This window comes from bacterium, from assembly GCA_019912885.1.
GTDB lineage: Bacteria > Lernaellota > Lernaellaia > JACKCT01 > JACKCT01 > JAIOHV01.
Genome location: JAIOHV010000229.1, coordinates 1 through 23953 on the forward strand (window position 1 = coordinate 1; position 23953 = coordinate 23953).

Genomic DNA, 23953 nt, shown 5'->3' on the forward strand with positions numbered 1-23953 from the left:
ATACGACGTGTACTTCCAGAAATCGTCGTGCAGCACGCGGCCCGCGTTTTTCATCGCCGTGTACAGGCGCGTGCCGGGGTACGGCGTGACGATGTACGGATTCGGCATGAAGTGGTTGTCGGCGACGAATTTGTAGGTGCGTTCGAACGTCGCGTCCGTGTCGTTGTCGAAGCCGAACATGAGGTTCGCCGCCACGGTGATGCCGTGCTTTTTGAACATCCGCGTCTTTTCGACGTAATCCTCCACGCGGTTCACCTTCTTCTTGCCGACCGCCTCGAGGTTTTTCGGATCGAGCGTCTCGATGCCGACGATCGCGTAGCGAAAACCCGAGCGCGCCGCGAGCGCCAGCACGCGCTCGTCGTCCGCCAGGCGGATCGACACCTGGCTCATCCAGAAAATCTTTTGCGGGATCAGCGCCTCGAAAAGCTCCGCGGAGTAACTCATCTTGCCGGCGATGTTGTCGTCGACGAATCCGATAAAACGCGTGCCCGCCGCGCGGATGTCGCGCACCACGTCGGCCACGGGGCGGAAGCGGTACTTGCGGCCGTAGAACTGCGTCACCGAGCAGAAGTCGCAGTCGTACGGGCAGCCGCGCGTCGATTCCACCGGCATGATGTAGTTGATGTACTTGCCGCGCTTGAACAGGTCGTAGCGCGGGATCGGCTGATCCTTGAGGTCCACCAGGCGATCGGCCTTGTACACGCGCTGCAAGCGCCCGGCGGCGATGTCGTCGAGAACGCGCGGCCATACAAGTTCCGCCTCGCCGACGCACACGGCATCCGCGTGCTGCATCGCCTCGTCGGTGAACAGCGTCGGGTGAAAGCCGCCCATCACCACCGGCACGCCGCGTTTGCGAAACTCGGCCGCGATCTGGTAGCCACGCGCGGAGTGCAGCGTCGTCGTCGTGATGCCGACGGCGTCCCACGGCTCGTCGTACGGAATGTCCTCGCTGTAGTCGTTCGCGATCGCTACGTCGTGCTCGCGGCCCGTGATGCCCGCGAGAAGCAGGATCGAAAGCGGCGTGATGAACGTGCGCTTGACGCGCAGCGGCTTGCCGTCCGCGGCAAGCTGCGCGGGGCTGAGGAGAAGAACCTTCATGACCGCCCTCCCCGGAAAGCGTCGTCGGATGCGCTTGTAATATAACACACGTTTTGAATGGGGAATTGCGAATTGGGAATGGAATCGCGGAATCGCAGAATCGCAATTCAACACAAAGACACGAAGGGCACGAAAGGCACGAAGCACAATTCAAGCAGCGAGTTTCGAGCGGGGAGATGCGTTTTGCGATGGCCTTTCGGTCTTCCAGTCTTTCAGTCTTCCAGACTATGGAATTTCTTCGTGCCCTCCGTGTCTCCTCCATGCGCGGAGCTTGCCCTGAGCGAAGCCGAAGGGTGTACCGCTTCATGCGATGACCTGCAGCCTGCAGCCGTCAGCCTTCAGTCTACGGCATGATCGCCGCGTCGGGGATCGTCTGTTCCGCTTCGACGCCGTGCTCGAGCTGATCAAGCGCCGCGCGCGCCTCGGGGATGAGGCGGTCGGTCGGGCGCGCGACCTGCAACACGCGCAGGAAATGCACGCGCGCCTTGTCGCGATCGCCCACGGCCATGCGGACCGTGCCGAGGTTGAAGTGCGCGGCGGTCATGTCCGGCGCGAAACGAAGCGCGTTTTCGTACGCCTCGATCGCCGCCGCGGGGTTTCGGTCGTGATCGCGGCGCAGGTTGCCGAGGTTGTACCAGGCGATCGCGTCCGCGGGATTCATGGTGATCGCGGCGTGGTACTGCTCGCGGGCCTCGTCGAAACGCTCGAGCCTTTTCAGCGCGTTCGCCAGGTTGTTGCGCGTGATCGCCGAATCGCCGATGGCCAGCGAGCGCCGGTACGCCTCGACCGCCTCGACGAACCGGCCCTGCCGATACATCGCCATGCCGATGTGGCGATGCTCCGTGCCCGTCTCGGCCAGAACGGCGAGCGGCTTCGCGTACACCCACTGGCTAGCCGCCATGACCGCCACGAGAGCCACGGCGACCCCGGCGTATCGCCCGCGATGCTCCTTTGCGCGACGCACCGACGCCAGCGCGTCGACCGTTACGGACGCGAGCACGATCGCCGCGGGCATGACGGGCAACCGATAGCGCGCATTGACGAAAAACAGCGCGATCGCGACCGCGTACGTGCCGGCGACAAGCGCGGGCCAGCGGTATCGCGTGATCTCGCGCGAGCGCCCCGCGGCCCAGAGCGCGGCCGGAAACGCGAGCGCGAAGATCAAAATGACGCGCGCGTCGATCGGCAAGGCGAGCGGCCACGCGTGCTTACGGAACCAGTGGAAACTCGACCCAAGCTGCGGGATTTCGACCGGGTGAAAAAACAACGCGAGCTTTTTGACAAGGCGCGTTGCCCACGCGGCGGGCGCGCCCCTGATGTCCTGCGTCGCGCGCGAGAACCACCACGCGGACGCCTCCCGGTACGTGAGATCGCGGCGCGTCACGCGCTCGGCGTACGACTTGCCAAGCACGTCGCGTGTCGGGTCGATCGCTTCGGGCAGGTGGAAAACGCCGGTCGCCATCGTGTTGTTACCGACGTAGAAGTTGAATCCGCCGTTAACCGACAGCAGCGCGAACTCGCCGCCCTTGGCGATGTTGCGGACGGTGAACGGCGCGACGACGAGCACGACGCCAAGCACGATCGCGCCGGCGGCGAGCCGGTGCAAAAGCGCGTCGTCCTCATTGCGCCGGCGCACCGCTCGAACGATCAGCACGATCGCCGCGGCGAGCGCGACGAGCAGCACCGTTGGGCGCAGCGCGGCGGCCAGGCCAAACGCAAGGCCCGCGGCAAGCGTCAACGACACGCGCAAGCGAGCGGCGCGATCGGCCTCCACCAGCAGCGCGAGGCCGAGTGTCAAAAGGAAGGCCTGCGTCGTCGCGACCAGAACGATGCCGGTGAAATAGATCATCGGCGCGTAGATGATGCCAAGGATTCCCGCGACGGTCGCCGCGCGCCGGCCGGCAAGTCGCAGCGCCAGAAACACAATAAGGACGACGGTGCCCGCGTCGAGGATCGCCTGAAAGGCGCGCACGGCGCCTTCGTTCAACGCGCCGGCGTCGCCGACAAAAAGCGACAACACGTAGGGGTAGAGCGGCGACATCAGGTACGGATGATCGCCGGCGCCAAGCCCCGCGCGGATGCGCACGGCGAGGTCGGCGTAATATTTCGCATCCAGAAACAGGCCGACGAAAAGCCCGCTTTTTTGCGCGACGGCCAGATAGGCAAGGCGCACGACCAGCGCGGCGACGCCCGCGGCAACAAGGATCGCACCGTCCCGCGCCTCAAGCGGCGGCGCCCCGCGCGTATCCGGCGCGGCGCCAGGGGGCCGTGGCATATTCATGAAGAAAGATTGTGCGGGAAGCGTGTTTCGCGCAAGCGCCGATTTCCGCGGGCGCCCCGGTCAGGCGCCGGGCGACGTTCCGTTGCCGCCGGGCCCGCGACGCACGATCTCGCTGATGGCGACAAACGCCTGCGTGCTGAGCTGATGCGCGTAGTTGATCTCGAGCGCGCCGCAAAAGCCGCAGCCCGCGCAGGAGAAGTCGGTGCGCGTTCGCCGCAGCGCCTCGCGCATCGTCATGTGGTGGAGATTCGGCAGCGGATGATCGTAGCCGATGCGATCGCACGGCATGAAATCGCCGTTGGGCTCGATGATGACAAACAGGCTCCCCGCCTTGCACGGCAACGGCGGATAATTCGGCCACTGGCGGATGTGGCGCAGATTCACCATCGTGTTGCGGAGGTGCTTGTTGCCGCGACGCTTCATGTCGATCAGACGGTCGATCGCGGCAACGAAGGTTTCGCGATTGGGTGTGTGTTCGTGGATGCGCTCCGCGCCGTGGCGCATCTCCTTCATGGTCTGAATCGCGACGACCGTGTCGTACTTCGCCGCGAGATCGACGACGAAATCCAGATGCTCGACGTTGTATTTGGTCACCGTGCACGCGAGCGCGAAGGGGATCTTTTCGCGATACGCCGCCTCAAGGCCGGCCATCGTTTTTTCAAACCGGTCCACGCCGCCTTCGACGCGGGCGTGGATCTCGCGCGGGCCGTGCACGCTCACCTTCAGCAAATCGATCCGGTGCAGGTCGTCGATGCGCTTTTCGATGAACGTCCCGGTGGTGTTCATGCTGACCTGAAGACCGAGCGCTTTCGCCTTTCGAACAATCGTCCCGATGTCGTCGCGGATGAGCGGTTCGCCGCCCGACAGCGAAAGGTGGATGCCGCCGATTTCCACGACCTGCTCCAGGCGCGGAAGGATGAAATCAAGCGGCACGAGCCCGGCGGGAAGTGTGTGCAGATGGCAAAAGACGCACTCGGCGTCGCATGCGTTGAGAAGCTGCCAGCGCACCGCGATCGGCCGTTTGCGTTTCAGGAATTTCACCTGGGCAAAACGCGAGGCGGCTTGGGCTTTTTGGCGCATTCTCAACATGATGGACTCGCGGGCTGGGCCAATCGGACAAATCAACCCCCGGGGGGCCGCGCGCCGAGACGGATCGTATTGGCGACCTCCCATTTTACGGAATATCGACCGGATAACAAACGACGTCAGGCGACTTGCGAATACCTGAGGAAACTCAACCGCAACGCGGAGACTTTCGCATGGCGCGCTTCCGGCGTAACGCGGCTTACACATCGCGATTCTCGACCGCACAAACGGACTCGGGTAAAATGGTTTTTTGGTGCTCGAACCGAATTCGCGAGCCGAGCCGATGGCGATGCGCGAAGGGCGTGCGCCGTGGGAGTCGAGGCATGGTGCGCCCATGAAGATTTTGCTGGTCAATCCGCCGCGTTGGGACGCGCACCGCATGGCGAAAAAGGTGCACGCGCCGCTGAATCTTCTGTACCTCGGCACGGCCCTGAAAAACGAAGGTCACGAGGTCGAGGTTCTGGACGCCAACGCGGCGGACATGACGCTTGACCAAACCGTGGACGCGGCGGTCGCGGCCAAGGCGGGGCTGATCGGTTTTCCGCTGTTCTCGGACATTCTGCATCAAACGACGCGGCTCATCCGCGCGACGCGCAAACGAATGCCCGCAACGCCGATCGTGCTCGGCGGCATCCACGTCACCGCCGATCCGCGCCACAACGCCGAAACGATTCCCGAGGCCGACTACTTCATCACCGGGTACGCCGAGCAGAGCCTCGCGCTGCTCGCCCGCGCGCTCGAGACGCACGCGCCACTCGACACGATCCCCTCGCTGACCTGGCGCGCGCCCGACGGCCTCCGGACCAATCCCGACAGCACGACGCGGATCGATATCAACGCGATCCCCATCCCCGACCGCTCGCTTGTCCGCGCGTACACGGAAAAAAACGCTTATTATCAGGTGCTGAACGCCAAACCGTTCGACACGATCGTCACGGGGCGCGGTTGCCCGTTCGTGTGCGGCTTTTGCTACAACGCCATTCGCCCGCGCACGATGACCCGTTCGCCCGATAGCGTCATGGAGGAGCTCGTCTATCTCCATCAACGCGGCGTGCGTTTCGTGGATGTCGACGACGACCACTTCACCTTTGATCGGCCCCGGGCGATGGAAATTTTCCGGCGCCTTACGCGCGAGAAGATGGATCTGTCGCTTTTCATCAAGGCGCGGCCGAACAACGTCGACGAGGAACTCATCCTCGCCGCGCGCGGCGCCGGCGTGTCGATCATCAGCTACGGCGTCGAATCCGGTTCGCAACGGCTGCTGGACGCCATGCACAAGGAAACCAACGTCGAGGACAACGCGCGGGTGATCGCGATGTCTCAGGCGGCAGGTCTGCAGGTGCACACGGGGTACCTCATCGGCTATCCGGGTGAGACGCCGGAAACGATCGAGGAGACCATCCGATTCGCGCGGCGAACGAAGCCCGACGCCGTTTCGCTTCAGATCCTCAAGCCCTATCTCGGCACCGAGGTTTACGAGCAGGCCAAGGCCAACGGCACCCTCGTCGGATCCTGGGATCCCAACGTGCCCGACTGGCCGTGGGTGCGCCTGCCGTGGACCGAGTCGCGCGACGATCTCGTCCGGTACGGCAAGAAATTCTACCGGAAGTCGTATTTGCGCGGCCGCAACGCCGTGCGTTATCCGGCGCGGATGATCAAGAACGCCAACATGCGCATGTTCCAGTACGCCGTGCAGACACTCGACGACATCCTGCGCCCGACACCCAAGGTCATTCCCGGCCGCGCCGCCGACTGATCCGTCACGATGCGTTCGCGCCGATCCGATCCGCGTTCGCCGCGTCGGCCACCGGCGCGAACAATCCCATTCGAAGAGCGCCCGGCAAGAAAAGCATCGAAAGGAACACGGGCAGAAGCCGCATCGAAAACGATACGATGAGCCCGCCGGCGAGCGCCGCGGCTTCGCTTCCGAACGACGCGAAAAACGCCACCGTCGCGGCCTCGCGCGTTCCCAGGCCCAGGAACGTGATGGGCAGTTTCGCGGATAACATCACGAGCGGCGCGCGCCAAAGCAGGTCACCAAGCGGCACGGATATCCCCGCGGCGCCCAGACACATGCCGATCGCCAACAGATCGACTAATTGAAGCACGCAGCCGGCCGCGATCAGCGTGAGCCGATGCGATAGCCCGATGTCGGTGAATCCGGCGACGAGGTTAGCGAACAGATCGCCCACGCGCTCGTTTCTCGCGCGCACCCACGCGACCGGGTGACGCATCCACGGAAGGACAAACGGGACCGACGCAATGCCTGCGCTCAAAAACGCCGGTATCCAATACCCGGCCGCGCCGGTGATCCACAATCCGAGCGCGAGATACACCCAAATCGTGTAAAAATTGATGAAATGATACATCGCCATCGAACCCGCGCCGCGCGCGAACGGCAGGCCGTAATGCCTAAGCAGGTAATGGGGTCCGACGACAAACGAGCCGGCTTTCATCGGCAAAATCACGCGCAAGCACAACACGCCGAGCCATAAACGGTAGATCTCGGCAATCGGTGGGCGCGCGCCGAGCCACACCACGATGCGTTGCCAGAAAAACGGGGTGCCGCCGAAGATGACAAGAAGATGCAACACGATCGCGGCGGCGATATAGGCGGGACGCGCGTTGGAGAGTGCGTCAATCAACGCCTCCCAGCCGCCCAGGTGAATGAGCACCGCGAAGATGAGCGCCATCAGAATCAGCGACACGAAAAGGCTCGCCGCCTTTCGCTTCCGAACGCCGCGCCCGAATTCCACCAGGAATTTCGTTCGATCCGCCGCCGGCATGTTCCTCCCGCGCGTGACTATCGCGCCCGTCCCCAGTCCAGGCAAGCGCCTCGTTGATACCGTCCCGGGTTGATCCCTCGCCGGCCGCAGCGTGGACGCGCACGTCTCGTCAGGGGAGAATGGTCGGGGGAGTCGAATACGCCGTGCCAACCGTTCCGCGCGACCGCATCATCATGATCCCGACATACAACGAGTCGGCGACTATTCGCCCGCTCGTCGACCGGATCATCGAAGCCGATCCTCGTTCGGACATCCTGGTCATCGACGATGCGTCGCCGGACCACACCGCCGACATCGTGCGGGCGTTTGGGCACATTCCATCCCTACCTGGCCGTCGAGGCGCTCGCAAAACTGCACAAACTGCGCGCGGGTTAATCCCGCGAGCGAAGCGAACGCTCCGTCGCGGCCTCGTGCCAAGCGTTTGCCGGACGACGACACGCCAGGCGCAAGCACCGGACTTCCCCGGACGCGCGGAAGGGATCAAATCGTCCCGCGCGCTTCTTCGAGCAGCTCGTCCACCTGGATCTCGAAAAATCCGTAGGTCGTCGTCGTAAACACGCGGCCGCTCTTCGGAAGCACGAGGATCGCATAGTTGCGCGGGCCGACGTTGACCGTCGCAAGCACGCGCTTGTCTTTCCACGAGACGACGTGGAACTCGCCGTTGAAATAGTTGCCGATGTAGAGCAGATCGCGCCGCGCGTCCGCGGCGACCAGATGCAGGCCGATGCCGATTTTCATCGAGCCGGTCACCGTCAGTGTCGCCGGATCGATCCCGTATAGCCGCCCGGTCAGCGGATTGACAAGAAACAGGTCGCCCGTGGCAGGCTCGGTCTCGAGCCCAAAACCAAACGGCCACATGAGCGTCCGGCGGATTTCGAGCGTGTCGTTGTCAAGTTCCGCGACGCCGGGCGGGATCCAGTCAACCTGCGTGTAGAAGTGCCCCGTCTTCGGCGACTTCACCACCACGTCGGCGCTGGGATTCGGGACGCCCATCAAGATGCGTCGCGGCTGGATCTGCCAGATCGTCAACTCATGCGGAAGAGGGCGCCAGGCCAATTCGTCCGAAGGCGTTTCGTAAAAGACGATCATCCGGTTTCTTTCGTGCTCGATAACGATCTTTTGAACGTCGCGGTGCGCCGGGTACTCGCGATAAAGTTGCCCGGCGTCGTCCGGGCAGACGCAATTGCGATCGCGGGATTGCGAGATGACCTCGCATGCGAATTCGACCGGATGCTCGAACGCCTTGGCAGGAATGCGCAAAAGGGTTCGGAAGCCGACGTTGCCCACCCAGAGCGTTTCCGACGCCGTGTCGTAGGTGATCGCCTCGGTCCGAGTCGGCAGCGGCAACGCGTCGAATCGGCCGGTCGTCAATTCGTAGCGGAAAAGACTGCTGTACGGGTGCGGCCGTGAAGCGGGAAACGCGGACATGACGTCCGCAGCGTAGATGTAACGCTCTTCCGGATCGGCCGTCAGGTAGTACAGAAAGTGCGGCGGATTTTCGATTGGGTATTCGCCGACGGGAAAATGCGGACACGACCCGGCGGGATCCGGTCCATGCGCGCGCGCCGGTCTGCCATAGGCATACGTCGCAAGGGGAACCACGCCCCGTTGATCGAGCGTTTTCTCATACGCGCTCTCATCCAGAGGCCGCTCGAAATCGACCCACCGGTAGGCATACGTGGCTATCGCAAGAAAGAAAATGAACGGATAGATCGCCGGAATGTTTCGACGCCGGGCGAGCAACGCCGACACGGCGACCGCCACGGCCACAAGCCATGGCACAATCGGCTGAACGAGCGATTGAAAGACGATGAGAACGGAAAATATCGGAAACGCGATCGCGACGAGCAGCGTCCACGCCGCGATGCGCGTGTAGCGGGCCGCGCGATACCAGGCGCGCCGATCGGCATTTCGTTCCACGCGTCCCGCCGCGACCACGGCGCAAAACAATAGCGGCGGAATAAAGAGGATGCCCCATGAAATGGCTTGCTGCGGGATCCTTTGGCTGATGGCGAAAAAGTCGGGCGTGACGATTTTTGTGAGATGGTGGGCGTAGGCATAAAACGATAGTGCGAGAAATAACGCGAACGCCGCGCCGCGTCGCATCTTCGCCGCCACCGCCCTGGCCCGATGACTTGTCATCGGCCGCGCACCGGGAAAATTTCTTGCATCGCGGCGGTGAGGCGATCAAACCTGCGATCGTTCAATCCGCCATAGAGCGGCAGCAATACCGCGCGCGCGTGGACGTTAGCGGCCACCGGGCAATCGGACGCGCCCAGCGCGGCGGCACCGTCATCCGCCACCTCGCCGCCGATGCCGATATCCAGTCCCCGGCGCATCGCCAGACGGCGCAAGTCGGCGGGCGGTATCTCGGACAACGCAACGAAATTGTAGAAAGCCGGCTCACCGGCAAGATCGCGCCGCTGCGCGACAAGGCCCGCCGGAAGCCCCGCCGCGAGGGCGTCGAATCGGGCGTTCAAGGCGGCGTTTCGCGGATCGAGATCGCGTAAGCGCGCGATTCCCAGCCGCGCCTGAAAAACGCTGAAGGCGACTTTGCGACGAATCCGGTCGTGGCTGCCGCGATAGGCGCGTTCGAATCGCGCCGCCATCAAGGGCGAAAAAAGAACGCGCGCCGCGAGTCCATAGATCGGGCTGCGAATCACGCCCTCCTCGATCCACGCCAGCAAAGCCTTTTTCAATGCCGGCCATTCCGTTACCGGGCGCTCGTCGATCTCCCGCGCGATGTCCGCGCCCCTTCCCGCATCCTTCACGACCACGATGCCGCCGCCGTAGGTGGGCAGCGCCTTGTTCACCTCCAGGCTGAAAAACGAGGCCGCGCCGAACGTGCCGACCTTGCGCCCATTCACCGTGGCGCCAAGGGCGTGCGCGCAGTCCTCGACGACCGAAAGCCCTCGCTCGTCGGCGAGCGCGCAAAGCGCTTCGATATCGCACGGCGCACCGAACAAGTGCGTCGCGAGGACGGCGCGCGTCGCGGGCGTGATGCGCGCCCTGACGCTTTCGACATCGATATTGAATCCCACCGGTTCGATATCCGCCGCGACCGGGCGCAACCCGTGCGCCTGCATGAGCGGCAGCAATTCGCCAAGCGTGTAAGCGGGCACGATGACCTCGTCGCCCGGCCGAAGACCGACGGCCTTGAAGGCGAGCATCATCGCATCGCGGCCGCTTGCGACGGCCCGGGCGAATTCGCATCCGAGGTATTCGCGAAACCCCGCCTCGAACGCGCGCACGTCGTCACGCCCGCGCGCGTCTCCCGCGAGCGATCGGCACCAGAACGAGACGTCACGAAATCGAAAGGACAGGCGTCGCCGCGGAATCATCGCGCGCTCAATCCTGTCGCCGCGCCCGCCGCCCGCCGAACGCGAGAAGCGCGACGATGCCAAGACCCATGGCGCTCACGGCGAGGCCGCGACGAAACGATCGCGGTACATACGCGACGCGTATTTCGTTATCACCCGGACCGACGGGGATGGCGCGAAACGCCCCCTGCGCGCGGCAAATCGGCGCGGACTGTCCGTTGACCGTCGCCTCCCAGCGCGAATCCCAAACGTCGGTCAACAGAACGAATCCCGGCGACGGCGCGTCAACGCGCATGTCAACGCTTGTTGAAACGTGGTTCGTGATGTTCACAATGAATTGCGCACCCGAGCCTGTCATTGTCTCCGGCGGCGCCTGGACGGGTTCGGGGCAAACCAACACAAGGGATCGGCGCGGATCGAAGGACTTGGCATCCAATTGCCCCGCCGCCGCCTGGTCGTCCGGCTCAATCCGCGCGCCGGAGAAAAACGTCGCGCGCGGCAGCGCGTTATCGTTTCGATACAGATAAACGCCGTCACGCCGCACGAACGTGTAACCCGGCGCATCGATCGGCGTGCGCGACAAAATGTATTTGATATTCAACATATCGACCCAAGGGCTCCGCAAGCTGTCGCGGGACCGCAATTCACGCACGCGGATGTTCCATATCTGGTTGACGTACGAGCCCTTCTCGATGCGATCCCACACCGCCGCGTAGGAATCGATGATCACAGACAAGTAACCCGCGGCGTCGGCCAAATTGTATCCCATCCCCGTGTCGGGGGGGAAGATGTTCGAGTAGCGTCCCGGCGGATCGGGGTCGAATCGCGCGAAGCGGAAAACGCTCGTATCCGCGCGCATGGCGTCCGTGATCGGCGTCGGCGGAAAGATGTCGCCCGGCGGATTGTCCGGAACAACGGGCAAACCCGAACGAAGGATGTTGGCGGCGACAAAGATCAGGATGACGAACGGGAGGACGCGGGAGTCCGGATGTCGCGCGCGGGCCATCAGCAGGACAAGCGCGACCGCCGTCGCGACCGCGCCAAAGGCCAGCGGCCGGTCGATCTCAATGCCCTGACCGGGCATCGGACGAACGGCGTCGATGTAGATCGCGACGGCTGCGATCAAACCGGCCGCGATGAGAACCCTGCCCATCGCCTTTTTGCGCTGCCGGGGCGTCGGGGCACCGATCTCGTCGAACCCCGCCGCGCCCAGGATGACGATCGCCGCCAACGGGATGAGAAGAAGGCCGCGCGACAGCGCGACGGACTTTAGAAGCGGCGTGTGCAAATACGGCCAAGCCAAGGGTGTGCCCAACGCGACGAGGAGCATGACAAGCCCGAACAACGCGATCGCCAGATGGCGCGGGCGACGCCGCGCGGCAAGACCCGCGGCGGCCAGGAGAACGATCGTCGAGCCGGTGTAGGCTAACGTCTGATGCGACCAGAAATCCGGATACGTAGACATGCTCAACGGTTTTACGGCGCCGAAACCCGGAAAAATCGCGCCGGCAACATCGACCCAGGGAATGTGGTCGCGAATCAACAAGGCCGCCGGCTCTTCGTAGTCCGTTCGGCTGAGAAAACCCATGGTCGGCAGGATTTGCGCCGCGCCGATGGCGGCGGCGAGCGAGGCCGCGACCCCGGCCCAGCCGATCGCCCTCGCCCGCGCGATGCCCGCGCGTTTTTCGAGAAGATCGATCAGAAAAAACACGCCCCAGGTCAAAAAAACGATCACGCCGGTTTTGAGATTGCCCGCCAGCATGATCGCCGAAAATCCAAGCGTGAGCGCCGCGGCACGGCGCGCGTCGGGGCGTTCGACAAGCCGGCGCCCCAACAATAGCGTGACGGGCAGCCACGCGATGGTGTGATGCATGGGTGGGTCGAAAATGGTCTCCAGCATGAATCCGCCGTAGGCGAAAACAACGGCCCCTAGAATCGATGCCGTGACCGATCGGCCAAACGCGCGCAGCAACAAAAAAAAGCCGAACCCGGCGATGAACGCGTGTGCAAACGCGAGAATCGCCAGTGTCTGATCCATCGGCAGGATCAGATAAAGGGCGTTCGGCGGATAGAGAAGTCCTTGTTCATTGATTCCGTGAAGAGGCGTTCCCCCGAGCACGAGTGGATTCCAGTGCGGAAAACGCCCATGCCGCACCTCCTGGATCGCGTAGCTTTGCCAGGAGAGATAAAAGTCGAGAACGTCGGTCAGGTCAGGACTTTGAAGGCTGTTGACGTCGTCGATCGATTCCCCCGCCCAGGGATACGCGACGCCAAGGTTGTCGGTCGGGACCAGGGAGGTCACGCGCAACGCGCCCAAACCAAAGAGCACGGCGCCAACAATGAAAATCGCCGCCGCGCCCACGAGCCGCGCCCGTGCGGCGGCCGCGCGCGGCAGCGGCATGTTCATTGCGATGCCGCCGGCGTCGCCGTTAACCGGCGCGCGCGCCGCCGCGGGTGAGGCAACGGGAGTGTCGGCGGTTCAGGAAATTTGCGTATCGCGACGGCGGTCAGGACGACCGCGCCGGCTACAGGAACGATTGCGGCGGCCGGAGATCCCGCGGGCAAGACTGCCCGGCGGGGCGAACGCGAATTCATGACGACAGTTGGGGGGGGACACGCATTTCGCGCAACGGGACGCCCGCATCGGTATCGTCTGGGCGAATCGAAGCCGCGGACACGGCGTACGAAAGCGCGTGCCCGGCGATCTCAATCGCCCGGGACGGATTGCGCTTCATCCACGCCAACCACTGGCCGCCGTGTGCGCGCAGATATCGGCTCGACAGGTAGTAGCGCCGATAAAAGCGGCGCCGCAGCCGGGCGATCGTCACGTCGGACATCGCGCTCAGATTGCCGCGCGGCCGATCGACGTGGCGCATGTCGGTATCACCGGGGCGGTCGGCCGCGAGCGCGGTGTCCGGATACGGCGTGCAAAACGACATCTGCGCGACCAGGGGATTGAGCGCGCACGCGAGCGCCTCGGTCTTTTGGAAATCTTCGCGTGTCTCGCCGGGCGCGCCGATCATGAATGTGTAGCGGTTTCGGAAGCCGAACCGGTCGAGCATCGCGGCGCGTTGCCGGATATCGGCGACCGTCGTCTTTTTATTCAGCCGTTCGAGGATCGCGTCGCTGCCGGACTCGACGCCGCACGTCATCCCCACGCACCCCGCCGCCTTCATCGCGGCGGCAAGTTCCTCGTCCAGGTGGTCAAGCCGCGTCTGAACGATCCACGGCACGCCCAGGCGCCTTTTCCCAAGCTGGCGGCACACTTCCAGCGCCCACCGGCGATGACCGGTGAAGATCTCGTCCTCGATCGAAATCACGTTGCGGCGAGCCTCCCGAACCTGATATTCCATTTCGGCGACGAGGCGCTCGGGTTCGCACGCGCGGAAAGCCAGGTGAGCACTCTGCCGCGCCATCGACGAGCAGAACGCGCAGTCATAAAAACAGCCGCGCGTCGCGAGGATGAATCCCCAGCGGGCCCTTTCACCGATCGCAAGCGGAAACGAATATTTGTGGAAGCGGTCCGTCGCCAGAAGACGCGCGGGGACAAACGGCAGATCGTCCGTGCGGGCTAGCGGCGCCGCCCCGGTCGACCGCATTCGATGGCCGTCGCGAAGGATCAACCCTACCGGCGGCGCGCCGGCGCGGCGGGCGCTCCACCACGAAACAAGCGATCCTGCCGTCGGCTCCGGATCGCCGCCGATGACGGCATCGGCGCCCGCATCGAGCACGTCGCCCGGATGCGCCTCGGCATACGAGCCGAACGCGGCAACCATCGACCCCACATCGCGCGCGGCGTCGATGACGCGGCGCATCGCCGGCATGCGGCCAAACGGGATCTCCACGAACACGGCGTCCGGCCGATCCGCGAGGTCCGGAGTCGCGCCGGGCGCGATCACGGCAAGCTGGGCGCCAAACCCGAGCCGCCCGAGCATGGCGCCCGAGAGCGCGGCGGAAAACGGCAGCACACGATCGCGCGGATGCGGCCCGTTTTCCTCCGCGGTGCGGATGAACAGCGCACGAGGCGCGCCGGGCCGACCGTCGGAGATGGGGAGACGATTTGTGTTATCCGCGCGCGCCAACCGTTCCCATCTCCTGTGATGATGTACCGCTCATGATACGCGACCCGCGCCGCGCGGCAAAGGGCCGCAATTTACGCCCCGCGCAGCAGATGCGCCCTCGCCTGACGGTACGTTTCGATCGGATGCGCGGCGAGATACGGCAGATGAAAACGGATCGCCGGTTCGGTGATACCGATATCCCAGCACGGCTGCGTGCAGCCGCGCACGATCTCGCATTGCGCGCGATAGTCCGCGCCGGCCACAATCTCCTCGAGCGGCGCCTGTCGAATATTGCCGGCGGGCCGTTCGTTGTAACAAGCCTTCACATCACCGTTCGGTTCGACGATGACAAACAGAAAGCCCGCCACGCACGGCACGGCGCGTCCGGGCCTGTACGCGTCGTCGATGCGGCGCACGAAAAGCGGCGAGTTCGCGTGTATGCCCCGCGCGTTCAGATCGTCGACGATCCGCGCCAGCGTCGCCTTGGCTGTCTCCCATTCGTCGTCGGTGGGCAACAGATTGTCGAACGCCGCGCGGTCCATGTGCCGTTGCTGCAACGCGGTGTGTACGGGCGTGAACTGGATTTTCTGCACCCCGAGCCCGACGAGAAACGCGGCGAGCTCGTCGAGCACCGCGATGTTGTCGCGCATCACGGTCACGTTGACGCCGACCGGCACCGGCGCGGGCCGCGAGCGAAACGCGCGGATCGCGCGAACGACTTTGGGTAGGCCGTCCACGCCACGAATCGCCTTGTAGCCTTCGGGTTTGTGGTGATCGCACGAGACGTACACCATCGAAAGACCCGCGTCGGCGAGCGACGCCGCGCGCGCGTCGTCAATGTTCATTCCGTGCGTGTTCAGGTGGATGGAAAGGCCCGCGCCGGAAAAGGCCGCGATGATCGTTTCGAGGTCGTGCCGAAGCGTCGGCTCGCCGCCGCCGATCGAGACGACGCGCGTCCCGAGCGCGGCAAGCGACGGAATCATCGACAACACCTCGCCTGTCGACAAATCGTCCGGCCCGCCGTTGGCCAACCGCCAGAATTCGCAGCTTCGGCATGCGGAGTTGCAGCGGTGCGTGATGTCGAAATACACGATCGGAAGGCGCGTCGGCGCGCCGCGTCCGTATCGCGCGCGAAGCACGCCGGCAAACGGCGCCGCGAGCGACGCCGCGAAACGCAGTTCTTTAATAAAGCGATTCGACGCACGGTTTGTCATCCGGTGAATTGTCGCATACGGGGCGCCCGCGCGCGACCGACGCCATGCGCCGCGGAATTTTTCCGCGCGGACCCGCCGGCGCGATGGGAGTCTCGCGAATACCGGCGTTCCCTCGACCCCAACCCCGGCATCGGGTAAAGTCGAGCGTCAGGTCCGATGGGATATGGCGCGCCGGGCAAAGGTTCGAAGAACGCATGAATGACGAGCGGAAATTTCGCGCGCGAGGGGAGATCGCTTCATGAGGGCGATTCATTTCGTGCGTGCGTTTCGGGCGGCTCTCCGATTGCGTATTCGGGGAGAAAAGACGCCTCTCGCGGCGAGTTGGCCGCTGTCGCATCGGTGCAACCTTCGATGCTCGTACTGCCAGATTTGGGACAAACTCGGTTACGAACTCGATCTGGAACAAGGCAAGAAACTCATCGACGACCTGGCCGCGGCCGGAACCATCTGGCTCTCATTTTCCGGCGGCGAACCCATGTTGCGCAAGGAGGTGGGCGCCTTCATCGACTACGCCACCGAGCGCGGCATGGAGACGAGTATCAGCACCAACGGCCGCCAGATCGATTCGCGCTGGCACGAGATCCGCCGCGTCGGCCGTGTCAAGATCAGCCTCGACGGACCCGAAGACGTCCACGACGGCGTTCGCGGCGCGGGCTCCCACGCGGTGGCGATGCGCGCGGCCGAAACCTGTCTCGAGCACGGCATCCCGATCAAGTTTTCCGCGGTGCTCGGCAATCACAATCTCGAGGCGATCGACTACCTGATTGACGTGTCGCGCCAATTCCAAACGCAGGTGATGTTTCAGCCGACGACGCTCGCCAAGCTGCGCGACTTCGAGCCCAATCCCGTCTGCCCCGATATCGAGGGATACCGGCGAGTTGTCGACGATCTGATCGCGCGAAAGAAGAAGGGCTGCCGTCAGATCGCGAACACGCTCGATGGGCTGCGTCACATCCGCAAGTGGCCGGAATCGACCGCCGTGGAATGCTGGGCCGGCCTTTTGTCGCTGGCCCTGGAGCCTGACGGCACGATCACCTCCTGCACGCGCGGCCCGCTTGAGAAAAGGCAGCGCATCGCGCGGGACGGATCGTTTCCGAAGGCGTTCGCGCAGCTACACGTTCCGGACTGCCAGCAATGCTGGGACAGCGGCATGCTGGACCTGAACCACGCGTTGTCGTTTAGGGCGCGCACCGCCTTGGCGCTGGTGGCGAGATTCTATCGGCGGCCGCGCCGGCAAATCGAACGCGTGCATCTGGTAAAATCGACCGCCCCCCGCTGACGTCGCGGATCGGCACGCACGGCGCGAACCGCGACCCCGTTTTCGCGCAGGATCCTCACGAACCCTTCGCGCGGGTTCGATCCATTCCGGATGCGTCGTCCGCCGTCGTGAACAGCCCCATGCGAAGGGCGGACGGCAGAAAAAACAACGATACGAATACGGGAAGCAGGCTCATCGAAAATGACATGATGAGCCCGCCCGCGAGGGCCGTGACCTCGCTGCCGAACGGCGCGAAAAAAGCCACCATCGCCGCCTCGCGCGTCCCCAGCCCCATGAAAGTGATCGGCAGATTCGCCACCAGGAACACGAGCGGCGCACGCCAGAGCAACTCGGCGATCGGTACACCCACGCCCGCGGCGTCAAGGCACATGCCGATCGCAAACAGATCGACCAACTGAAGCGCACAGCCGGCCAAGACCAACCAAAGGCGATTCGAAAGGCCGAGGTCGGTGAACCCGCCGACGAGATTGGCGAACAGGTCGCCGGCGCGCCCGTTTTTCGCGCGCACCCACGCCACCGGGTGGCGCATCCACGGCAGCGCGAACGGCACGGCGAGAACAACCGCGAGGCCGGCCGCCGGCAGCACCCGGCCCGCCGTGCCGGTAAGGAGAAGCCCAAGCGCGAGATACACCCAGATCGTGTAGAAGTTGATGAAGTGGTACAGCGCCATCGAACCCGCGCCGCGCGCGAAAGGCAGGCCGTAGTGCACGCGAAGATAATTCGGCCCGATGACAAACGACCCCGCCTTCATGGGCAGGATCGCGCGCAGGCATAGCACGCCAAGCCACAGGCGGTAGATCTCGACGAGCGGCGGGCGCGCGCCAAGCCACACGACGATTCGATGCCAGAAAAGCGGAGCCCCAACGAAGATGACCACGAAGTGCAGCGCGATCGCCGCGGCGATGGAGGCGGAATTCGCCTCGGAAAGTGTCCGGCGCAGGTCGTCCCAGCCGCCAACGCGAACGAGCGCCGCGAAGATGAGCGCCATGAGCACGATCGCCGCCGCCGCGCGCCAGAGCCGTCGCCGGCGAAAGCCGTGTCCGATCGCGGACAAGACGGTCTTTCGTTCGACAGGCTTCATGCGTCTTCATCCATGGGGATTATTCCGCCGCCATTACGACCTGTGCGGCTTGTGTAGGCAAGAGCCGCCAAGTTACCTTGCGCGCCATGATCCCCCGCCGCCGCACCACCACCTACCCGGGCATGACGCGACGGATCATCTCCGCATATCTCAATGGCGAGGCCGTCGCCGGCGCGGCATCGGCCGAGTTCGAACGGCGCCTGGCCGCGATCGCGGGCACGCGCCACGGTATCGTCGTGTCGTCCGGCCGCTTCGGGCTGCAACTGATTCTGCGAAACATCGGCCTTGCGCCCGGCGCGGAGGTGATCGTGCCGGCGTACACGCTCACCGAGTTGCCGCACGTCGTGCGGGATGCGGGATATACGCCGGTGCTGGCCGACATCGAAGCGCACAGCCTTAACGTCGGCCCGGAGCAGATCGCGAAAAAGATCACCGAACGCACGAGCGTGATCCTCCTGACGCACATGACCGGCGAGCCGGGCGACGTGGACGGCATTTTGCGCCTCGCGGCCGAGCGCGGACTCCTTGTGATCGAGGACAACGCGCACGGCATCGGGGTGACGTTGCCCGACGGGCGACCGCTCGGCTCGCTCGGACGCGCGTCGTTTGTCTCGCTAGCCACGCGCAAGGTGGTCAACACCTTCGCGGGCGGCGCCATTCTTACCAACGACGATGCCCTTGCCGCCAAAATTCGCGAGGCCGTCGCGTCCCTGCCGGTCACGCACAAAAAGCTTCTGATCCGCGTCGTCACCTGTTCACTTGAAATATCGAGCCTCGGCCGTATTTTCGCGCCGATGACCGTCCGTCTTTTGCATTCTCCCCGGTTCAACAAGATGATGGTCGGGCTCTACCGTGCGATGCACCGCCGCGGGCGGGAGACGGAGTTCGGATACGCCAACCTGCAGGCGCTTCTCGGGCTGGACCAGTTCGATGTCCTTTCCGCGACCATTGCGCGGCGGCGAGCCGTCGCGAAGACCATCATTGACGGTCTAATGGAATCGCCGGACTTCGACCGCGAATACCTCGCCGCGCTGCGCGTACGCGCGTTCGGATCCGGCGCGATCACGCACAACTTTTTTGAGCTGATCGTCATGGCGCACAATCCGTCCGCGCTGGCCGGGAAGTTGCTCAGGCACGGCGTGGATGTCGGTACGGGCGACGATGTTTGCGAGGATCTACCGCGCTTGTACGGCGCCGGCGGCGACTTCCCCAATCTGCGCCACGCCCTTGCCCACGCCGTGCAGCTACCGATCTGGTCGACGATGACCGAGCGCGAGGCGCGCGTCGTGGTGGCGCGGATTCTCGCGGCGGCGCACGACTGAGGTCGCCGGGCTGTTTCCACGCGGCGTTTCGTGTCGCCTTGCGTCAATGCCGATGTGCGCCGACCGCTCGACGCACCGTTTTCGCGCGAGCCGTTTTTTTTGCATTACGACCCCACCTGACGCATGCCCGCCGGAACATCCGCTTGCATTGGACAAAGGAGACCTTATGCAGGCGTTTCGATTTTACGAAGTCTCGGTGACGGGGATCGCGGGGGATATCCGGGGGCAATTCGCCGAGGCCAGCGGCTCGCTGCAACCTGTCGCGCACGCCGGCGACGCGCCGCTTATCGACGAATGGATCGTCAACGACGACGTCAGCGGCGCGGCGATTCGCCTGGCGATTCGCGGCGAGGCCGGCGCGCGCCGCCTCGCGCCGATCGGTATCGATCCCGCGCATCGGCTGACGCGGCTCTATGGTGCGCTCGCGTATTTTCGCGCGGGGATGATCGCGCGCGGCCTGGAGAAGGTGCACTCGTTTCGCTACGCCGACAATCTCGACATGGAGATCGCGGCCGGTGTCCTGTCCGCGGATGAGCGCATGAACGCCTTCGCCGAGGCGTTTCTCGGGCCGTGGTCGCCGATCGACGTCGCCTTTCTTTCGCCGCTGCGCGCGATCGCGGGCATCGACGCGCACGCCGACCCGGACGACATCCGCCGCGTGCTTCGCGACTGGTACGCGCGCGCCGAGGCGTGGTCCACGCGCGTCGCGGGTTTTTCGTATCACGGCGGCGCGTTCATCCGCGAGGAGTGCGGCGTGGAGAAAACCATCCTCGCCAAAGGCGACGAATGCCGCCTGTTCCGCGAGCCGTACAACCCCGTCGACCCGAACGCGATCGGCATCATGCACGTGTCCGGCCGCAAACTCGGCTACGTGCGCAAGACCATCGCCGCGCTCGTCGCGCCGCTCATGGATCTCGGCGTGGTGTATCGCGCGAAAGTGGGCGCGTTCCTGTCGAACGAGTTCGATCCGCCGGAGCGCGTTTACGTGTCGGTGGAGCGCGTGGGGTGAAGCGCACCGCCGTATTTCGCGGCGATCGCCGCGGCGGTACGCCGCACGTCGTCCGCCAGTTCCGGCGGTGCAAGAACGCGCACGCGGTCCGTGTAGGAGAGCACCCACCACACGACCTCGCGCAGGCCGCCGACGGTCATCGCGACATCCACGGTGCCGTCCACGTTTCTCGTGTTCGACTGCGTGGGGTGGAAAAGGATTTCCTCGGCGTAGTGCGCGACATCGGCGTCGAAACGCACGCGCACCTCGACCGGCTTGCCGTGATAGATGCCGAAATTGCGATCGACCTTCGCCGCGAGCGAAAACCCGTCCGGCAGATCGAAGCGGTCGTCCGTGATCGCGGCCGATTGAACGCGGCGCACGGAGAAGATCGTCAGATCGTCGTGCTGGGCGGAGTACGCGGCAAGATACAGAATCTGCCGGTGCACCACGATGCCGCACGGCCGGATGGAATATTCGCGCGGCGCTTCCCACGCGGGATTGAAATACGTCATGCGGCAGACGCGGTGCGCGAGGATCGCACGGTTCAGCGTGGAGATGATCTCTTTTTTCTCGCGGTAGAGGGCGCGCTGGTGATGGATCGGCGCGAAGTGATCCTCGATGTCCACGAGACGCGCGACGACGTGCGGCGGGAGCGTCGAGGAGATTTTCTGGCGCAGGCGATCCATGCCGTCCTTGTACGGCGTACCCTCGAAGAAATCGAAAAGGCCCGACGCGAGCCACGCGGCGATAAGCTCGTCGTGATCGAGCGGAAACGGCGGCATGTCCGGCGCGGGCCCGATCACGCTCCAATACTTGACCGCGCCCTCCTGATGAATGACGCCGAGCGGAAATCCCGCCGCGCCAAGCGCCTCCAGATCGCGCTCGATCGTCCGCCGCGCGACGCCGTGCTCCTCGACAAGCTCCGCGACGGTCACGCCGACCTTCCGGTGCGCGGCGAGCTTCATAAGGATATTCCACTGGCGCACAAGCTGTTCGTTTCGGCCGATGTGGTCGGGCATGGGGACGCTCTCTTTCGAATCGCGAAATCATGCGAAAATGCTGTTTATGGTTGACGCCGAATTGAGCCTACGTTTTTATAGCGGATCGTGTCGTACATTAAAAGTCCTTAGAAACAACGGAGAACGAAGTGCCTTTATACAACAGACATTTGTCGAACCCGGCTTTTGAATACCTCTTAAGCAGCGATGGCGCGGACCTTCTGAAACTTTTGCTGTCACCCGGCGTCAAAACGACAAATGCCGGGATACGCGTCCCTATCGACGTCCAGTTCCGACGGGGCGATTTTATCCAACTGTACGCCGGAACCGCGTGCGTTCTGCGGTTGCAGTGGAACGGGACGACGTTTCAGTCAATACCGAAAAGTGTCCACAACTTCATCCGTTTGCGCGAAAACACAGTCACTGCGATTGTGGAAAATTGGGAGCACCATCGAGACTCGGTTGAAATTAATGAACCGAGGTTCTTATTAAATGAATCGACGTGGCAAGCTGCCCTCGCTTTTCGCTTCGGACGGAATTTCAAAAAAGGCGATCCATTTTGTGTCATTGACGCCCAAATGAGGATGGAAACGCTTGCAGACAGCCGTGAACTAGAAATTGTCCAAGAAAGTTATAGGCCGATTCGCCAATCACTATGCGAATTGCCGGTAATTCGTTTGCCAAAGGAGTTTGCGTCCGGCAGTTTCTGGGATCAAATCGACATTCTCGGAATAAACGGTGATGGCAAGATCATCGTTGTCGAAATTAAGGTCGGGACCAGCGCGCGTGGCGTCTATTCGGGGCCGATTCAAGCGGGAGGCTATACCGAGCTCTTGACGGAATTTAAAGGCGACCTAGTTGCCGGCGTCCGTCCCCTGATCGAACAAAAAAAGCAACTTGGCCTACTACCCGCAAGTGCTCCGGATTTTAACCCGTCTGGCGACTTCGAAATTGCACCGATTCTGGCTGTCGGTGAACCGAATTGGCGCTCGTCGATGTGGAAAACGCTTGGAATCGTTCTGTCTGAATGCCTCGAAAAAAAGTCGGAGACTTTTAAGGATTTTCGAATTTGTACATTCGACGATGTCGATTTCGACAAACAGTCAATGCGACCGGAACAAATCGCACGGCTAAATCTGCCTTGGTATTTCTAACCATCCACCGCGCCGCCCATCAGGTCGGCGGCAACTGCGTCGAGATCGAATACGACGGGCACCGTTTGTTGCTCGACGCGGGGAGTTCACTGGACGCGGACGAACATGCGGACGACATCCCGCCGACGCTCGACCGGAAGCGCCCGATCGACGGGCTCGTCATTTCGCATCCGCATCTCGATCACTACGGCCTGCTCGATCGCCTTCCCGCCGATTGGCCGGTGTGGTCCGGCGCGCCGACCGAAATTCTCATGCGCCTCACGGCTTCCATCGGCCGCAAACGATATCGGCAGTCGTTTCGCCACTACCGAAGCGGCAAGGCGTTTCGCGTTGGGCCGTTCAAGGTCACGCCCTTTCTCGTCGACCATTCCGCCTTCGACGCGCACATGCTCCTCGTCGAGGCCGGCGGCCGGCGCATCTTTTACTCCGGCGATTTCCGGCGCACCGGACGCAAAAGCCTGTTGACGGAACGCCTCATGCGAAAGCCGCCGCGCGACGTGGACGTGTTGTTGCTCGAAGGAACGACGCTCGGCCGCACCGGCGATTTTCCGACGGAGACGGACATCGAGCAGCGTCTCGTCGATCTGCTGAAAGACACGAAGGGGCGGATTTTCGTGACGTGGTCGGCGCAGAACATCGACCGCACCGTGACGCTCTACCGTGCCTGCAAGAGGGCTCGCCGAACGCTTGTTCTCGACGTCTATGCCGCCGGCGTTCTCGATCGCCTGGCGACCGATTCTAGCAAGATTCCGAGGCTCGGCTGGCCCTGTTTGCAGGTCGTCGTCACGAAATCCATTGCGCGCATGTACAAGGATCGGGCGCGCGTGAACGACGCGGCATTCGTGGATCGCTGCGCGACATCCGGCTTTGCGTTTGGCGCCGACAAACTCGAATCCCGCGCGCGAAACGTCATCATGCTCCGCCCGTCGCTTTGGAAGGACTACGCGCGCAAAGGCGTCACGCTGACACCGCATGACGGCTGGGTATTTTCGATGTGGTCCGGCTACGAAAAGAAAACCGATTACGCGGAATTGCGGACCGCTTTCGAGTCCGCCGGTGCGCGCCTTGAACGCATCCACACAAGCGGCCATGCCGCGCCGGACGACCTCGTCGCGTTTGCCGACGCTGTCGCCCCGCGACATCTCGTGCCGATCCACGGCTTTGACTGGGATCAACACCTGCACCGCTTCAAAAACGTGAAGCGCTTGCGCGACGGCGAGCGATTCGCGATCGTTTAGACGCGCCTCTCATCATCGCGCCGCGAACCCGAAACCTCCCCGGC

Annotated in this window: 18 protein-coding genes; 7 read left to right on the forward strand and 11 right to left on the reverse strand. The window is 63.7% G+C overall.

Translation table 11 applies throughout. From position 1 onward, the window contains the following. From K8I61_20285 to K8I61_20295, 3 genes are all read right to left on the reverse strand, one after another. A partial coding sequence (locus K8I61_20285) for a B12-binding domain-containing radical SAM protein (protein ID MBZ0274382.1) occupies nucleotides 1-1098 on the reverse strand: 1098 nt, incomplete at its 3' end. A gap of 343 nt (nucleotides 1099-1441) precedes the next feature. After that, nucleotides 1442-3379, reverse strand: coding sequence for a tetratricopeptide repeat protein (locus K8I61_20290; GenBank protein MBZ0274383.1), 1938 nt, complete (start codon nucleotides 3377-3379; stop codon nucleotides 1442-1444). A gap of 60 nt (nucleotides 3380-3439) precedes the next feature. Continuing rightward, the gene (locus K8I61_20295) at nucleotides 3440-4468 is read right to left on the reverse strand and encodes a radical SAM protein (GenBank protein MBZ0274384.1); all 1029 of its coding nucleotides are present in this window, start codon (nucleotides 4466-4468) and stop codon (nucleotides 3440-3442) included. A 331-nt stretch (nucleotides 4469-4799) separates the two neighbouring features. On the opposite strand from K8I61_20295, the gene K8I61_20300 reads away from it, so the two are divergent. Beyond that, the gene (locus K8I61_20300; protein MBZ0274385.1) at nucleotides 4800-6221 is read left to right on the forward strand and encodes a B12-binding domain-containing radical SAM protein; all 1422 of its coding nucleotides are present in this window, start codon (nucleotides 4800-4802) and stop codon (nucleotides 6219-6221) included. A 4-nt stretch (nucleotides 6222-6225) separates the two neighbouring features. On the opposite strand, the gene K8I61_20305 is transcribed toward K8I61_20300, so the two are convergent. Next, complete coding sequence (locus K8I61_20305) at nucleotides 6226-7251, reverse strand: flippase-like domain-containing protein (GenBank protein ID MBZ0274386.1); 1026 nt, start codon at nucleotides 7249-7251, stop codon at nucleotides 6226-6228. A gap of 143 nt (nucleotides 7252-7394) precedes the next feature. On the opposite strand from K8I61_20305, the gene K8I61_20310 reads away from it, so the two are divergent. Next, nucleotides 7395-7805: a glycosyltransferase gene (locus tag K8I61_20310; protein ID MBZ0274387.1), complete on the forward strand. Its 411-nt coding sequence runs from the start codon at nucleotides 7395-7397 to the stop codon at nucleotides 7803-7805. On the opposite strand, the gene K8I61_20315 is transcribed toward K8I61_20310, so the two are convergent. From K8I61_20315 to K8I61_20335, 5 genes are all read right to left on the reverse strand, one after another. Continuing rightward, the gene (locus K8I61_20315) at nucleotides 7732-9393 is read right to left on the reverse strand and encodes a hypothetical protein (protein MBZ0274388.1); all 1662 of its coding nucleotides are present in this window, start codon (nucleotides 9391-9393) and stop codon (nucleotides 7732-7734) included. The genes K8I61_20310 and K8I61_20315 overlap by 74 nt on opposite strands. Beyond that, nucleotides 9390-10592, reverse strand: coding sequence for a DegT/DnrJ/EryC1/StrS family aminotransferase (locus K8I61_20320; protein MBZ0274389.1), 1203 nt, complete (start codon nucleotides 10590-10592; stop codon nucleotides 9390-9392). The genes K8I61_20315 and K8I61_20320 overlap by 4 nt, the downstream gene beginning before the upstream one ends. Nucleotides 10593-10599: 7 nt before the next feature. Further along, nucleotides 10600-12978 (reverse strand): YfhO family protein, encoded by a 2379-nt coding sequence (locus K8I61_20325; protein ID MBZ0274390.1) that lies wholly within the window; start codon nucleotides 12976-12978, stop codon nucleotides 10600-10602. A 184-nt stretch (nucleotides 12979-13162) separates the two neighbouring features. Further along, nucleotides 13163-14653: a B12-binding domain-containing radical SAM protein gene (locus K8I61_20330; protein ID MBZ0274391.1), complete on the reverse strand. Its 1491-nt coding sequence runs from the start codon at nucleotides 14651-14653 to the stop codon at nucleotides 13163-13165. A gap of 71 nt (nucleotides 14654-14724) precedes the next feature. Beyond that, nucleotides 14725-15846 (reverse strand): radical SAM protein, encoded by a 1122-nt coding sequence (locus tag K8I61_20335; GenBank protein MBZ0274392.1) that lies wholly within the window; start codon nucleotides 15844-15846, stop codon nucleotides 14725-14727. Between the two features lie 238 nt (nucleotides 15847-16084). On the opposite strand from K8I61_20335, the gene K8I61_20340 reads away from it, so the two are divergent. Then, nucleotides 16085-17125, forward strand: a complete 1041-nt coding sequence (locus K8I61_20340; GenBank protein ID MBZ0274393.1) for a radical SAM protein — start codon at nucleotides 16085-16087, stop codon at nucleotides 17123-17125. Between the two features lie 55 nt (nucleotides 17126-17180). Here K8I61_20340 and K8I61_20345 read toward each other — a convergent pair whose 3' ends face one another. Further along, entirely contained in the window at nucleotides 17181-18206 is a 1026-nt protein-coding gene (locus tag K8I61_20345; protein ID MBZ0274394.1) for a flippase-like domain-containing protein, read from the reverse strand. Nucleotides 18207-18292: 86 nt separating this feature from the next. Here K8I61_20345 and K8I61_20350 point away from each other — a divergent pair, with 86 nt between their 5' ends. Continuing rightward, nucleotides 18293-19528, forward strand: a complete 1236-nt coding sequence (locus K8I61_20350) for a DegT/DnrJ/EryC1/StrS family aminotransferase (GenBank protein MBZ0274395.1) — start codon at nucleotides 18293-18295, stop codon at nucleotides 19526-19528. 166 nt (nucleotides 19529-19694) lie between these two features. Beyond that, nucleotides 19695-20537: an HIRAN domain-containing protein gene (locus K8I61_20355; GenBank protein ID MBZ0274396.1), complete on the forward strand. Its 843-nt coding sequence runs from the start codon at nucleotides 19695-19697 to the stop codon at nucleotides 20535-20537. On the opposite strand, the gene K8I61_20360 is transcribed toward K8I61_20355, so the two are convergent. Then, nucleotides 20510-21538 (reverse strand): transcriptional regulator, encoded by a 1029-nt coding sequence (locus tag K8I61_20360; GenBank protein ID MBZ0274397.1) that lies wholly within the window; start codon nucleotides 21536-21538, stop codon nucleotides 20510-20512. The two genes, K8I61_20355 and K8I61_20360, sit on opposite strands and share 28 nt — an antisense overlap. Before the next feature lie 128 nt (nucleotides 21539-21666). Between K8I61_20360 and K8I61_20365 the strand changes: the two genes are divergently transcribed. Both K8I61_20365 and K8I61_20370 read left to right on the forward strand, forming a co-directional pair. Then, nucleotides 21667-22671, forward strand: a complete 1005-nt coding sequence (locus K8I61_20365; protein ID MBZ0274398.1) for a hypothetical protein — start codon at nucleotides 21667-21669, stop codon at nucleotides 22669-22671. Continuing rightward, nucleotides 22659-23909 (forward strand): MBL fold metallo-hydrolase, encoded by a 1251-nt coding sequence (locus K8I61_20370; protein MBZ0274399.1) that lies wholly within the window; start codon nucleotides 22659-22661, stop codon nucleotides 23907-23909. Before K8I61_20365 ends, K8I61_20370 begins: the two co-directional genes overlap by 13 nt. Nucleotides 23910-23953: the final 44 nt, after the last annotated feature.

What these genes read in the sequence shown, in the direction of transcription:
- K8I61_20290 (MBZ0274383.1), bottom strand. Translation starts at nt 3,379, where the DNA reads ATGAATATGCCACGGCCCCCTGGCGCCGCGCCGGATACGCGCGGGGCG.
- K8I61_20295 (MBZ0274384.1), bottom strand. Translation starts at nt 4,468, where the DNA reads ATGTTGAGAATGCGCCAAAAAGCCCAAGCCGCCTCGCGTTTTGCCCAG.
- K8I61_20300 (MBZ0274385.1), top strand. Translation starts at nt 4,800, where the DNA reads ATGAAGATTTTGCTGGTCAATCCGCCGCGTTGGGACGCGCACCGCATG.
- K8I61_20305 (MBZ0274386.1), bottom strand. Translation starts at nt 7,251, where the DNA reads ATGCCGGCGGCGGATCGAACGAAATTCCTGGTGGAATTCGGGCGCGGC.
- K8I61_20315 (MBZ0274388.1), bottom strand. Translation starts at nt 9,393, where the DNA reads ATGACAAGTCATCGGGCCAGGGCGGTGGCGGCGAAGATGCGACGCGGC.
- K8I61_20320 (MBZ0274389.1), bottom strand. Translation starts at nt 10,592, where the DNA reads ATGATTCCGCGGCGACGCCTGTCCTTTCGATTTCGTGACGTCTCGTTC.
- K8I61_20325 (MBZ0274390.1), bottom strand. Translation starts at nt 12,978, where the DNA reads ATGAACATGCCGCTGCCGCGCGCGGCCGCCGCACGGGCGCGGCTCGTG.
- K8I61_20335 (MBZ0274392.1), bottom strand. Translation starts at nt 15,846, where the DNA reads ATGACAAACCGTGCGTCGAATCGCTTTATTAAAGAACTGCGTTTCGCG.
- K8I61_20340 (MBZ0274393.1), top strand. Translation starts at nt 16,085, where the DNA reads ATGAGGGCGATTCATTTCGTGCGTGCGTTTCGGGCGGCTCTCCGATTG.
- K8I61_20345 (MBZ0274394.1), bottom strand. Translation starts at nt 18,206, where the DNA reads ATGAAGCCTGTCGAACGAAAGACCGTCTTGTCCGCGATCGGACACGGC.
- K8I61_20350 (MBZ0274395.1), top strand. Translation starts at nt 18,293, where the DNA reads ATGATCCCCCGCCGCCGCACCACCACCTACCCGGGCATGACGCGACGG.
- K8I61_20355 (MBZ0274396.1), top strand. Translation starts at nt 19,695, where the DNA reads ATGCAGGCGTTTCGATTTTACGAAGTCTCGGTGACGGGGATCGCGGGG.
- K8I61_20360 (MBZ0274397.1), bottom strand. Translation starts at nt 21,538, where the DNA reads ATGCCCGACCACATCGGCCGAAACGAACAGCTTGTGCGCCAGTGGAAT.